Source organism: Pseudoalteromonas sp. Xi13, assembly GCF_003952205.1.
GTDB classification, from domain to species: domain Bacteria; phylum Pseudomonadota; class Gammaproteobacteria; order Enterobacterales; family Alteromonadaceae; genus Pseudoalteromonas; species Pseudoalteromonas atlantica.
Genome location: NZ_CP034439.1, coordinates 2,800,802 through 2,813,218 on the forward strand (window position 1 = coordinate 2,800,802; position 12,417 = coordinate 2,813,218).

The following is a 12,417-nucleotide window of genomic DNA, read 5'->3' on the forward strand; positions in this document are numbered from 1 at the left end:
CTCTATATTTAATGGAATATATTATGGAAATTAATTATTTAAATTATTCACTTCAAGAGTTGCGTGAAGCTTGGATAGCAGTTGATGATTACACGTATCCGGAGCGTGCAATTGAAGTTTATAAACTTTTAAAAAATTTGGAGATAAAAGCTTCAGAAGAAAATTATTGTGATACATCATCTACTTGGGTTGTCTCTATGCTACGCAACTTCAACAAACCTAAAATATTTGACCCAGCCTTTAGCGATGTATTACTTGAAGAAAGTAGTGCTATGATGAAAGAGAAGCGAGTTATTAAACTTATAGCAGAGCGAGAAAATATTGATCACATGTAAGTGATCAATATTTTAAGTTAAGAGCAACACTAGCCAAATTTAACGTGGAAAAGAGTTTGGCTTTTTACTCGCATCATTTTTTACCAACACAAAAAAGCTATGTGGTTATTTACTCACCCAGCGCGCTTTAAAACCACGCGTATCAACATGTATAAATGCACCGCGATGCGATTTTGGCCCGTAAACACCTAAACCGCCAAGTAAGCCTTTAAATGACTCTCGCATAGCGAGCGACTCCACTATACCAGCCATAGCTCGTGCATCGCCAATAGAGTGCTTGCCGTCGTTGTTTATATCATCCATACGGTAGTCGCCGTCGTTATCTATAAATATATCGGCAGCATCGCCAAACACATGGCGGCTAAGCTTTACGTTACCAATGGCTTTGTTGTAATAAGGGGTGCGGTAGCCGCTCATTACCACCATATTTTTAACTGGTATGTTTTCTAAAATCAGCTCTTTGCGTATTTTTTCAAGTTTAAGTAACAACTTGTTTTGTAAAAATAAGTATTTAGGGTGCTTACTTCGTTGCTTACTCACAAATTCTTTAAGAGAAAAATGCGGTGATATTTTTATATTTTCGTTCTCTGGGGTCACCTTTACAAAACCATCGGGCACTATGTAATGCTTACTATCTTTAATTTGTGAGGGTGTTGGGTAATGACCAATGTGGTAATATTTAAGCTTTCCACCTTGTACTTCATCTGCAGGTACTTTAACAAACACATTAATTGTCATACGTTGCTTTTTGTCGGGGGATTCAATAATTACCCGTGTTAAGCCAGGCTTTTTAGGCGCCTGCCACTGCCAGCGGTTTGTATCAGTTAAGGTGGCGTTGCTATGGTTATTAAGTAATGAATAGGGTCGTTTTGATTGTGCGTAAAGCACTTCAAATTCAACGGCCTCATTAGGCATCACAAATACAGAAAACACCGAATACGGCATTACTATGTCGTTAATTTTTAGGCTAAACTCTGCATCTTCAAAATTTGCTTTATTTTGAATATCAACGCTTGGGTGTGCTTTTTTCACGGGCTCGGCGGCATAACTACCTACGCTTACGCAAAGCGCTAATATGCAGCCTAAAATACACGGTATAAACGGCATAAATCCTCTCATAGTCTATTTAATCAATGCAGCAATGACTGACTGATCTTCGTTTTTAAGTAATGCTTTTGCGTCGTGTTGATAAATATCGTCTCTAAAATTAACGAGCATGTCTTCATCAACCCACGCCGTCCAATACACTAAATGAATAGGTAAGGGCTCATTTAAATAAAAGGTTTGAGTGGTATCGGTATCTCTGGCTTTATCCACTTGCTTAAGGGTGCGCTCTTCACCTTGGTGCTTAATTATTTCACGTGCCAATGAAAATGGCTCTTCAACCCTTATACAACCATGTGATAACGCACGCTGCGACTGGTTAAAACGCTGCTTTGCTGGCGTATCGTGAACATAAATGGCTTCAGGATTTGGAAACAAATATTTCACTTCGCCAAGTGGGTTTTCATCCCCTGCACGCTTAACTAAAAAGTGATCAAACTGATAGGGCTTAATAGCCTGCCAATCAATATTACTGGGATTAACTGTTTTAGAATCTAGGTAGCTGTTTTTTCTAACTTCGATATTATTTTTAGCAAGGTACTGAGGATCTTTTGCCACCTTTGGTGCTATTTCTTTGGTTGCAATAGAGGTTGGTATGCGCCACTCAGGGTTTACTACAAATTTTTCGATTTCGTCACTAAAGGCAGGAGTTTCCCAACTCGGCTTACCCACAATAACGTTATTTTGTAGTTTTACTTCGCCTGCTTTTACATAGCGCAATGTGTACTCAGGTATGTTTACATACACATACTGCGAATCACTTGAGCCTGCGAAGTTAGTTATGCGGTAAAAGTTAAGCTTTAATTTAGCCAATTTTTTCTTAGCGGGTACATTAAGCTTAGCTAAGGTACGCTTTCCTACTCGCCCATCAACCTTTAAACCGTGGCGACGCTGAAACTGCTGCACAGCCTGCTCAATGGTTTTATCAAATGTGCACATTGCGCTGTCACATACATTGCTGGTTAAGTCACGCTCTTGATACAAACGCAGCGCTAACTGACTCACCGCCTTACTGGTGCTGCCAAGTTCAAGCAACTCATTAGTGTATAAAGGGGTAAACCCGCCACTGTTAACTATTTCTGTGTACCAGTTAATTGCTTTTTCGGTGCGCGCTATTAACTGTGCTGCATTTTGATCAAAATAATAATCGCCATTTTGCAATTGTTGTTGCGAGTTGTAAGTGGTCAATGAAGAGTTGGCAAGTGCCACACTTTCAAGATCTGCACTGCCTAGCGCTTGCCCTGTTAGCATGGCGCTAACGCAGCCTGCAAGCGTAGCGTGTAACGTAATGTGCTTTACCTTTGTAGACAATGCCTTTGAAAATAACCCCTTCACTTTGTACCTCCTCGCTAAATATCATTGATAAATGCTTTTGTACTTACTGCTTAACAGTAATTTGAAGGTGCAATGCAGGTGCCAAAATAAAATAAAAACACAACACACTGAAATTTAATAACTTTTTAAACTTTCACATGCTGGTTAAAAAACACTTCAATTACGCAATTATGTAATTTGGTTGCTGTAGTGTGTAAAGTTGCTATAGCAATTAGTCTTTTAAAAAGGCTAAAAAGCCACGCTCATAACGACTCAAGTATTTTGTTTTTCGCGGTAAAGAAAGCGACTCTCGCCACGCTGTTTGGGTTTGTTCATCCTCTTTACACAAGGCAATTAAATCCGGGTGAACATACGATTTACGGGCAATAGCGGGCGTATTACCTAGCTGCTCAGACACGCTCTCGAGCATACTTTTTAAACTAAGTGCGCCTTTTGCTTTTACAAGTTGCTTAAAGGCAATAACACTGGCTCGCCAGGTTCTAAAGTGCTTAGCGCTAAAGTCCTCACCCATTATTTGTTGAATATACTGGTTAATTTCACTAGAGGTTACGTTTGTGCGCTCTCCATCGCTTATATATTGAAACAAATGCTGACCGGGTAAATCTTGTAGGTCTTTAATTACATGGCTAAGCACTCTGTCGGTTATGTTTACCTCGCGCTCTTTGCCCGATTTAGCCCGATACCGTAGCTGTATATTTTTACCCGTAAGCTTAGCATGGCGATTGCGCAGGGTTGTGGCGCCAAAACTTTTGTTTTGCTTTACATTTCGCTCGTTACCTACCCGCAATGCACCTAAGTCCATAAGCCTAACTACCGCAGCTAATGTGCGCTCTACGCTGAGCTCATCCCCTTGTAAATCGTTTTCTAAACGGGCACGCAGTAATGGCAGCTTATTGCCAAACACCCCACAGGCTTGGTATTTTTTCGCCTCTTGTTGAGCTCTAAAATCTTCATGGTAGCGGTATTGCTTACGACCTTTACTATCTACCCCGGTTGCTAAAATATGGCCATTTTCTTCAGGGCAAAACCAAGCATTTTTGTAGGCGGGCGGAAACGCTAACGCATTTAAACGATCAATCACTTTTTGATCGGTAATTTGCTTTCCTATTGGGTCAAAGTACAGCCACGTTTTGTTTTTACGCTTACGGGTTATACCGGGTAAATTATCATCTACGTAGATTAGTTTCATTTATGCTCCTAGCAACTTAAACCACCATCAATAAATGTATCACTGTAAAATAACCTTAAACTGAACAACGTTATTGATATATAATCAAAAATTGAACAATAATATAAAAATCCGTTTAGTTTAATTACCTGCTTAAGTATATAAACTGCACCTTTTGGTACCGTTTAGCTATGCTCATTTTGGCCAAAATATACACGGATAATAATACCAACTCGCTTAATTAATTAGTCTATTTGAGCCCGGAAAACATAGCTAACACTAGGTTTGGTCCCGCAAATGATTAAGTATTATTGCAAAACTGGTAACCCCCCTTAAATAATGTGCTGTTTACAAGGAGCATACAATGGCATTTGATTATGGTTCTATTGATCTTGGGTTAAAAAACCCCTTTAAGTTGGAAGGTAAAGTAACCGCGCTAAGAGGTATTATTGAGTCGGTAGCAGGCGTAAGTTTACTTGTTATAGCTGCAAGCTCGGTGAAAGAAAGTACCACCGCAGGCTGGATTTTAATGTTATTTGGCATGTTTATTTTAGCGCTGGGTATTCGCTCTTTATCGTCAGGTATTTATGCCACCTTAAAGTACTTTGTTGGCAGAAACCACCCTACGTCGCTTGCGTACAATTTTAGTAAGTCTGAGAGCTCTACCGCGCAAGAAGAAAAAAAAGAAGTAGCCTATAACGCCCAATCACTCGAAGAAATGCTGGTTGGTCGTAAAAACAGTACCTTTAAAGAGCCTAACGGATTTTTATCTCGTTTGTTACACAGCTTAATTCCCAAACTGTTATTTTTACCTTACCCAATTCGAAATGTAGCGCAGCGATTATTTGGCTCATGGGTGAGCACGCTTGTTGCTTTAGTTGCTTATGGGCTTGTAGCGTTTGTTTCGCTGTCGGGCTTTACTGGGGAAGCTGGCGAATTAGCCTTTCCGGTTTACAGTGCTATTTTAATGTTTTATGTGCTTTTTTCTTGGCGTTCAAGTAGCAAACCTATCTCTCGCAATGCTGAAAGAAACATTGAAGCGCTGGGAGGCGGTACATTAGCTAAAATTATTTCGTTGTCGTTTATTTTACCGATTGTTATTGGCCTTTCTATGTCGTGGCTAATGCAAGAGCAACATATCAGCAAACAAGAAATAGACGCGTGGATGGCACAACTGCCAAACTTGCATGCTGGCATATACCTCATTGCCATTATTATATTAGCAACGTTAAGCTGCGCATTAGTATTTACAATGATCAAAGCACGCTTAAACGCAGTGACCCCTACCGCCGAAGTGTCAGAATTACGTGAAAACTGGCAAGAGTCTGTTCACCCTGATGAAGTATTTATAAACCTTGATAATCTTGTCATGGCAAATAGACGCTACAAAGAAGTGCCTAATAGAGTTTACCGAGAGCTAGACCCCAAATTGCAAGAGCAAATAGAGGGTAAAGGCGGTTTTAAAGGCGAAATGATTCAAGAGGTTCAGCCTAAACTACATGCTATGGAGCTAGGTAAAAACTTTACCCTAGCCAGATTAATTGCGCTAATAAGTGCTAATTTACTTTATATTGTGGCATTAGTATTAACGGTGTGGTTAGCCTATTCATTAATAGATATTTATTACTACATAGATAGCGCTAATATTAATAATTTACAGCAAGCGTTTAATAATCAAAACGTTATACAGTTTAGTAGCTTACTAATGAGCAGTGTTCATATTTTAATAATAGCAGTGATTATTAAAGCCTTTGCTCGTTTACTGGCTAACTGTGCTCATTTATTTTTTGCCGAAATGCAGTTTGAATCATTACTTGTGTACTTTAAATGTGAAGGCACATTTACCGAATCTAAAATTTCAACGGGGACAGGTATTCACGACAGCACCCGCTCAGAAAACACCTTAGTGCGCAGCAGTATCACGCCATGGGTCATTGTCTCTCGTGTTATTACGAGCACGTTTGCTGCCACCGGTATGAAAAACCTTGAGCATCCTCGCCATATAATGGAAATGCACAAAGATGAAGGTCAATTACAAGCCATTAAAAATGATGTAATTGCCTTTCTAAAAGACCGCGAATCGATTGCTTCAATTACCAGTGAGCGCGATTTAGGTAATGCATCGCAAATACATCAATTAAACCAACAAACCCGTGCAATACCTACTCAGCAAGCAATAACAAAAGAGGATGAAGAGGCCGCAGGTTACCTAAGGCAAGAAGAGAACTTGACACCAGAGCCTAAAGCTTAATAATCGCTTTGCTATATTTGTAAAAGCTAAACTGCGCCGCGGTTTTAATCTAGGCAACTAGGTTACAAACCGTGCGCGCACTAAATACTTACCACTAAACCTTTTTTAAATACCCGCTTGTTAAAATTTATGGTGTTTATCTGCCTTATTATTAACGTATTTTTAATTGTCCTTCACTTTATTGAATCATTTATACCTATTTGACCGATTAATTCTAAATTTACGCATAAACCCCTTGCTTTATGCGTTAAAAACCAAATAATGAAGCAATTATAAACTGGGTAAGAATGAGGAAAATGAGCTATATACTAACCACCCAATGTGCCGACGATGTAGGCCTAATTGCCAAAATTACAGGGCTTTGCCACGCGCACAATTTAAATATTACACGTAATAACGAATTTGTAGATAAAGACGCCAAGCGCTTTTTTATGCGCACTGAACTAACCGGCGAGCCACAAAGTGACTTTTTATCGCAATTACGCGCTTTATTACCTGAGGGTGCACAACTTGCTCTACATGATGATACAAAAACTAAAGTGGTACTGCTTGCAACAAAAGAAGCACATTGCTTAGGGTCTGTATTACTTAAACAGTTTGAGCAAGCGTTAAATATTGAAGTATTAGCTGTAATTGCCAACTACCCAGATTTAGAGCCATTAGCAAAAGGCTTTGATGTGCCTTTTCATGTTGTTTCGCACGTAGGCCTAAGTCGCGCCGAGCATGATGAAAAAGTAGGTGATTTAATTGCCTCTTATAACCCTGACATTATTGGCTTAGCAAAATACATGCGCATACTAAGTCCTGAGTTTGTGGGTCGTTTTGAGAACAAAATTATTAATATTCACCACTCGTTTTTACCGGCCTTTATTGGCGCTAAACCGTATCATCAAGCATTTGAGCGCGGCGTAAAAATTATTGGTGCTACGGCTCACTTTGTAAATAATGAGCTAGATGAAGGCCCTATTATTTTACAAGACGTTACCAGCGTAACGCACGCTAACACCGCTGAAATGATGGCTAAAATGGGTAAAGACGTAGAAAAAACCGTGTTTAGTAAAGCCTTACAACTAGCTTCTGAACACAAACTATTTATTAACGGTAATAAAACCGTGGTATTTAGCTAATACCATTGCGCATAATTAAGTGATCTATTTTGAGGATGGATAAACGTGTTGATAGCAAGGCAAAAAATTCGCTATTTAGTTGCTCTAAATGAGAATTTTTTAACGCAGATAGCGACACGTTTAGCCCCTTAAAATGATTAAGTATTATTGCGGATTGGTATAAGACCCCTTTTTACATACTATAAAGCCAGCAACAGGGCTCTCCCCTTTTGCTGGCTTTTTTATGCCTAACAGCTTAATTAGAGTCAGATATTAGCTGTAGCTGTGTTTTATCCGACACCGTATTTAATTGTAAATTGGCATCCACCATTAAGGTGTGTAATAAATAGGTGACTCAGGCCCTACTGGCAAGCCTAAAGCAAACACCCATACGTAAAATAAAATGACCCAACCGATAAAAAACACAATACTGTATGGCAGCATAGTGGCCACTAACGTTCCTATACCCATGTCTTTTTTATATTTAACTGCCACCGCTAAAATTAAGCCAAAATAGCTCATCATTGGGGTGATTAAGTTAGTCACAGAGTCACCAATACGATACGCCGCTTGAATGGTTTCTGGCGCGTAACCAATAAGCATAAGCATAGGCACAAAAATAGGGGCTGTAATCGCCCACTGCGCCGATGACGATCCTAAACTCAAGTTAACCATTGCACACATTAATATAAACAATACAAATACTTCTGGGCCAGTAAGGTTTAACGCTTGTAATAGTGCTGCACCATTAATTGCCAAAATAGTGCCTAAATTAGTCCATTTAAAAAAGGCCACAAACTGGGCTGCAAAAAATACTAATACTATATATAAACCCATTGAGCTCATGCTTTTGCTCATTGCGTTAATAATGTCTTTATCGTTTTTCATGCTGCCAACAACACGCCCATAAACAAAGCCTGGCACACTAAAAGTTACAAATATAATTGCGACTATTCCTTTTAAAAAAGGCGAGCCTGCCACTTGGCCTGTTTCTGGGTGGCGTAAAATACCATCGGCAGGAATAATCGTCCAAGCAAATAACGACAGCACCACTAACAGAGCAACGCCCGCCCATTTTAGACCGTTTTTTTCTAACGTGGTAAGTGTATCAATATTGTTTTGTGACAAGTCGATACTGGCTTCATCGGGGTTATATTTACCTAAACGCGGCTCTACTATTTTTTCGGTTACAAGTGTACCCAGTGCGGCAATAAGTAATACTGATATCATCATGAAATACCAGTTAGCCTCGGCGCCAACCTCGTACGTTGGGTCAATCATTTGTGCTGCAGGCGTAGTTATACCTGCTAATAATGGGTCTATTGTGCCAAGTAGTAAGTTAGCGCTATAGCCGCCAGAAACACCAGCAAATGCAGCCGCTAAGCCAGCTAAAGGGTGGCGCCCCAAACTATGAAATATCATGGCTGCAAGCGGAATTAACACCACATAGCCAAGCTCAGAAGCTGTGTTAGACATTATGGCCGCAAACACCACCATAAAGGTAACTAAACGCTTTGACGCGCCCATAACCATGCCTCGCATAGCAGCAGAGAGTAGCCCTGAATGCTCTGCAACACTGACCCCAAGTAGTGCCACTAATACTGTACCTAAAGGCGCAAAACCGGTAAAGTTAGTAACCAGGCCAGCCATAATACGCTGTAGCCCCTCAGCACTGAGTAAGCTAACAACTTCAATTACTCCATCAGGCGCACGCCCTGCTGCCCCAATCGGTCTTGGGTCAATTGCGCTTAGCCCAAACCAATCAGCAATACCACTAATTAGCACAATTGAAACCGCAAATATCGCAAATAAAGTAATGGGATGAGGAAGCATATTTCCTAAAAACTCAACGGTTGCTAAAAAGCGATTAAATAAGCCGTTATTGTCTTTAGGTTGATTATTAGGTGAGTGTGTGGAGTCTGTCATACTTGGCTCTATAAATTACAAAATTGCGCTAACCTAGCATTGTTTGCAAAAGAGATCATGTATAAAAGGTAAATGACGTGTAGGTTTTAAGTTTAAAAAGCGCTGCTTTGAGTGTATTGGCTTTTGTGGATTGAAGTTTATTCAGTCTTGCCATATCACCCAGAGCAGCGCATATCTGGTATTTGTAAGCGCTTATCACCTATTAACAGGCAATAAGCTCATTAGCTAGGCACGGCTTTGCCTAACGATAAACAGATTTTAGCGCTTTTAATATTTTAAGCTTGCTCTATTGGTTCTAGTTGTAGTTTAGCTGCAATAAGAACGGCTTGGGTACGGTTATAAACGCCAAGCTTTCTAAAAATTGCGGTAATGTGTGCTTTGACTGTTGCCTCAGAAATATGTAGTTCGTAGGCTATTTGTTTGTTTAGTAACCCTTCATGAAGGTATTGCAATACACGATATTGCTGCGGCGTTAACGATGCAACCTGCGCGGCAATTTCTCTGTCTTCTCCTTCTATTTCGGCTACTTTATTTTTTAACTCTTTTGGAAGCCACGTATCGCCTTCTAGTATTTGGTTTATAGCATTAGCAATATCATCTGAAGATGATGACTTAGGAATAAAGCCCATTGCGCCATAACCCATTACCTTAGACACTATGTTTATGTCTTCACTTCCTGAGACAACCGCTATGGGTAAGCTTGGGTAGTCTTCGCGAATGCGGATCAGGCCATATAAATCGCCATTACCTGGCATGTGTAAATCTAGCAGTAATATATCAAGATCTTCTTGTTCGCTAAGTACTTGCAATGTGCTGTCAAAATCTGATGATTCAAATACCTCTAAATCGTCAAACTTAGCACTTAATGCTCCTTTTAGTGCCTCGCGAAATAACGGATGATCATCCGCTATTAAAAACTGACTCATGGTTCGCTCCTAATAAATTCGGCTGCCAATAAGGTATAAAGTACTTACTGACAGCCGATATACTACGTTTAGAATCAACTTGTAATCAAGTTTTTAACGCGCATTTAACGATTTAATCGGTTTTCTATGAGCTCATCTACCACGGTTGGGTCTGCAAGTGTTGATGTATCCCCTAGCTGTTGATGTTCATTTGCGGCTATTTTACGCAAAATTCGACGCATAATCTTACCTGAACGCGTTTTTGGTAGGCCAGGCGACCATTGAATCATATCAGGGGAAGCTATTGGGCTTAGCTCTTTACGTACCCAATTACGGACTTGAGTTGTCAGCTCATCACTTACAGTAACGCCTTCATTTGGCGTAATGTAAACATAAATACCTTGGCCTTTAATATCATGCGGATAACCTACTACGGCGGCCTCTGCTACAGCTTCGTGAGCTACCAGCGCGCTTTCTATTTCAGCGGTGCCTAAGCGATGCCCTGATACATTAAGCACGTCATCAACACGCCCTGTGATCCAGTAATAGCCATCTTCATCACGACGACAGCCGTCACCTGTAAAGTAAACACCGGGGTAAGCACTAAAATAGGTTTGTTCAAAACGTTCGTGGTCGCCATAAACAGTACGCGCTTGTGAAGGCCAGCTATCTAATATCACTAAATTACCGTCAACAGCACCTTCAAGTGTATTACCCTCTGCATCAAATAGAGCCGGCGCAATACCAAAAAACGGATGCGTTGCTGAACCTGGCTTAGTTTGGGTGGCACCAGGCAGCGGAGTGATCATAATGCCGCCCGTTTCGGTTTGCCACCACGTATCTACAATTGGGCAATTAGCATTACCAATATTTTCGTAATACCACGTCCATGCTTCAGGGTTGATGGGTTCACCCACTGAGCCTAAAATGCGTAAACTTTGACGATCAGATGACGTGGTTGGCTCATCGCCTTTAGCCATTAACGCTCGAATAGCGGTTGGTGCAGTATATAAAATGGTTACGCCGTGCTTATCAACCACCTCCCCCATGCGCCCTGCGGTTGGGTAGGTAGGCACGCCTTCAAATACCACTTGCGTACAGCCATTAACCAGTGGGCCATAAGCAATATAGCTGTGGCCGGTGATCCAACCTACATCGGCGCTACACCAATATACGTCGTCCTCTTGTAAATCAAATACGTATTCGTGGGTCATTGATGAGTAAACTAAGTAACCCCCTGTAGTATGCACAACCCCTTTTGGTTGGCCAGTAGAGCCCGATGTATATAAAATAAAGAGTGGATCTTCTGCATTCATTGGCTCCGGTTCGCACTGCGCCGGTTGGTCAGCTACAAGCTCATGCCACCAAATATCGTGCTCGTTCCAATCAACTTCGCCACCGGTTAGCTGATGTACAATAACGTGTTCAATGCTTGTCACCGACTCTTGAGCTACGGCTTCATCAACATTCGCTTTTAAAGGAACACAATTACCAGCTCGGCGGCCTTCATCGGATGTGATCACCACTTTAGCGCCAGAGTCTTTAATTCGATCTGCAATGGCAGAGGGAGAAAAACCACCAAATACAACCGAGTGAATAGCACCAATACGTGCACAGGCTTGCATGGCGTAAATTGCTTGCGGCGTCATCGGCATATAAATAGCAACTCGGTCACCTTTTTGTACGCCCAGTTTTTTTAAACCATTAGCAAAGCGTGCCACTTCATCATGTAATTGTTGGTAGGTAATGTTTTCACTTTGGTTTGGGTTGTCTCCTTCCCAAATAAGCGCAACTTTATCGGCTTTGGTTTTTAAATGGCGGTCAATACAGTTATAAGAGGCATTTAAAACTCCATCTTCGTACCATTTTATATCGATATGGCCTTTATCAAATGAGGTGTTTTTTACTTTAGTATACGGAGTAAACCAATCTAAGCGCTGGCCATGTTCACGCCAAAACCCTTGTGGGTCATCAATCGACTGTTTGTAGAGTGTATTATATTTTTCGTTATCAACTAACGTCGTTTTTTCAATATGTGCAGGAACAGGATAGATACTTTGTGACATCTCAGTCTCCATTTTAATAACTTGCCATGATTAAAGGATTACTCAGCAGTACTTTATTAAGTATTAGACCTTAGTTGTACAACCCTTCTAATTAACATTTTGTGGTTTATAATCTCGCCGCTCATGACTTTTTTACATAGAAATACAGTATGTTAAATATAAGTAAGTGGCCATTGAATTACTCTTAAACCTTCGTCTTATAGACCAATAGGTAATTGAGT

At 40.6% G+C, this 12,417-nt stretch carries 9 protein-coding genes; 3 read left to right on the forward strand and 6 right to left on the reverse strand.

What is annotated here, in order from left to right; genetic code table 11:
- Nucleotides 1–23 precede the first annotated feature (23 nt).
- Nucleotides 24–335 (forward strand): hypothetical protein, encoded by a 312-nt coding sequence (locus EJ103_RS12575; RefSeq protein ID WP_029774557.1) that lies wholly within the window; start codon nt 24–26, stop codon nt 333–335.
- A gap of 105 nt (nt 336–440) precedes the next feature.
- On the opposite strand, the gene EJ103_RS12580 is transcribed toward EJ103_RS12575, so the two are convergent.
- From EJ103_RS12580 to EJ103_RS12590, 3 genes are all read right to left on the reverse strand, one after another.
- A complete protein-coding gene (locus EJ103_RS12580) occupies nt 441–1,442 on the reverse strand; it encodes a D-Ala-D-Ala carboxypeptidase family metallohydrolase (RefSeq protein WP_126007948.1) in 1,002 nt (333 codons plus the stop codon).
- A 15-nt stretch (nt 1,443–1,457) separates the two neighbouring features.
- Nucleotides 1,458–2,774, reverse strand: coding sequence for a L,D-transpeptidase family protein (locus EJ103_RS12585; RefSeq protein ID WP_126007950.1), 1,317 nt, complete (start codon nt 2,772–2,774; stop codon nt 1,458–1,460).
- A gap of 211 nt (nt 2,775–2,985) precedes the next feature.
- Nucleotides 2,986–3,963 carry a DNA topoisomerase IB gene (locus EJ103_RS12590; RefSeq protein WP_004586201.1) on the reverse strand — a complete coding sequence of 326 codons (978 nt, stop codon included), beginning with the start codon at nt 3,961–3,963 and terminating at the stop codon, nt 2,986–2,988.
- Between the two features lie 343 nt (nt 3,964–4,306).
- Between EJ103_RS12590 and EJ103_RS12595 the strand changes: the two genes are divergently transcribed.
- Nucleotides 4,307–6,193: a hypothetical protein gene (locus tag EJ103_RS12595; RefSeq protein ID WP_126007952.1), complete on the forward strand. Its 1,887-nt coding sequence runs from the start codon at nt 4,307–4,309 to the stop codon at nt 6,191–6,193.
- 296 nt (nt 6,194–6,489) lie between these two features.
- Complete coding sequence (purU, locus tag EJ103_RS12600; RefSeq protein WP_024033106.1) at nt 6,490–7,320, forward strand: formyltetrahydrofolate deformylase; 831 nt, start codon at nt 6,490–6,492, stop codon at nt 7,318–7,320.
- 309 nt (nt 7,321–7,629) lie between these two features.
- Here purU and EJ103_RS12605 read toward each other — a convergent pair whose 3' ends face one another.
- The 3 genes from EJ103_RS12605 to acs all read right to left on the reverse strand — a co-directional run bounded on the left by EJ103_RS12605 (nt 7,630) and on the right by acs (nt 12,196).
- Nucleotides 7,630–9,225 carry an AbgT family transporter gene (locus EJ103_RS12605; protein ID WP_126007954.1) on the reverse strand — a complete coding sequence of 532 codons (1,596 nt, stop codon included), beginning with the start codon at nt 9,223–9,225 and terminating at the stop codon, nt 7,630–7,632.
- A gap of 275 nt (nt 9,226–9,500) precedes the next feature.
- Nucleotides 9,501–10,151 (reverse strand): response regulator transcription factor, encoded by a 651-nt coding sequence (locus EJ103_RS12610; RefSeq protein WP_004586197.1) that lies wholly within the window; start codon nt 10,149–10,151, stop codon nt 9,501–9,503.
- 104 nt (nt 10,152–10,255) lie between these two features.
- A complete protein-coding gene (gene acs / locus EJ103_RS12615; RefSeq protein WP_126007956.1) occupies nt 10,256–12,196 on the reverse strand; it encodes an acetate--CoA ligase in 1,941 nt (646 codons plus the stop codon).
- Between the last annotated feature and the right edge of the window lie 221 nt (nt 12,197–12,417).

Excerpts from the sequence above, each read along its gene's own strand:
- EJ103_RS12610 (WP_004586197.1), bottom strand. The coding sequence starts at position 10,151 with ATGAGTCAGTTTTTAATAGCGGATGATCATCCGTTATTTCGCGAGGCA.
- EJ103_RS12590 (WP_004586201.1), bottom strand. The coding sequence starts at position 3,963 with ATGAAACTAATCTACGTAGATGATAATTTACCCGGTATAACCCGTAAG.
- EJ103_RS12580 (WP_126007948.1), bottom strand. The coding sequence starts at position 1,442 with ATGCCGTTTATACCGTGTATTTTAGGCTGCATATTAGCGCTTTGCGTA.
- purU (WP_024033106.1), top strand. The coding sequence starts at position 6,490 with ATGAGCTATATACTAACCACCCAATGTGCCGACGATGTAGGCCTAATT.
- EJ103_RS12605 (WP_126007954.1), bottom strand. The coding sequence starts at position 9,225 with ATGACAGACTCCACACACTCACCTAATAATCAACCTAAAGACAATAAC.
- EJ103_RS12575 (WP_029774557.1), top strand. The coding sequence starts at position 24 with ATGGAAATTAATTATTTAAATTATTCACTTCAAGAGTTGCGTGAAGCT.
- EJ103_RS12595 (WP_126007952.1), top strand. The coding sequence starts at position 4,307 with ATGGCATTTGATTATGGTTCTATTGATCTTGGGTTAAAAAACCCCTTT.
- acs (WP_126007956.1), bottom strand. The coding sequence starts at position 12,196 with ATGTCACAAAGTATCTATCCTGTTCCTGCACATATTGAAAAAACGACG.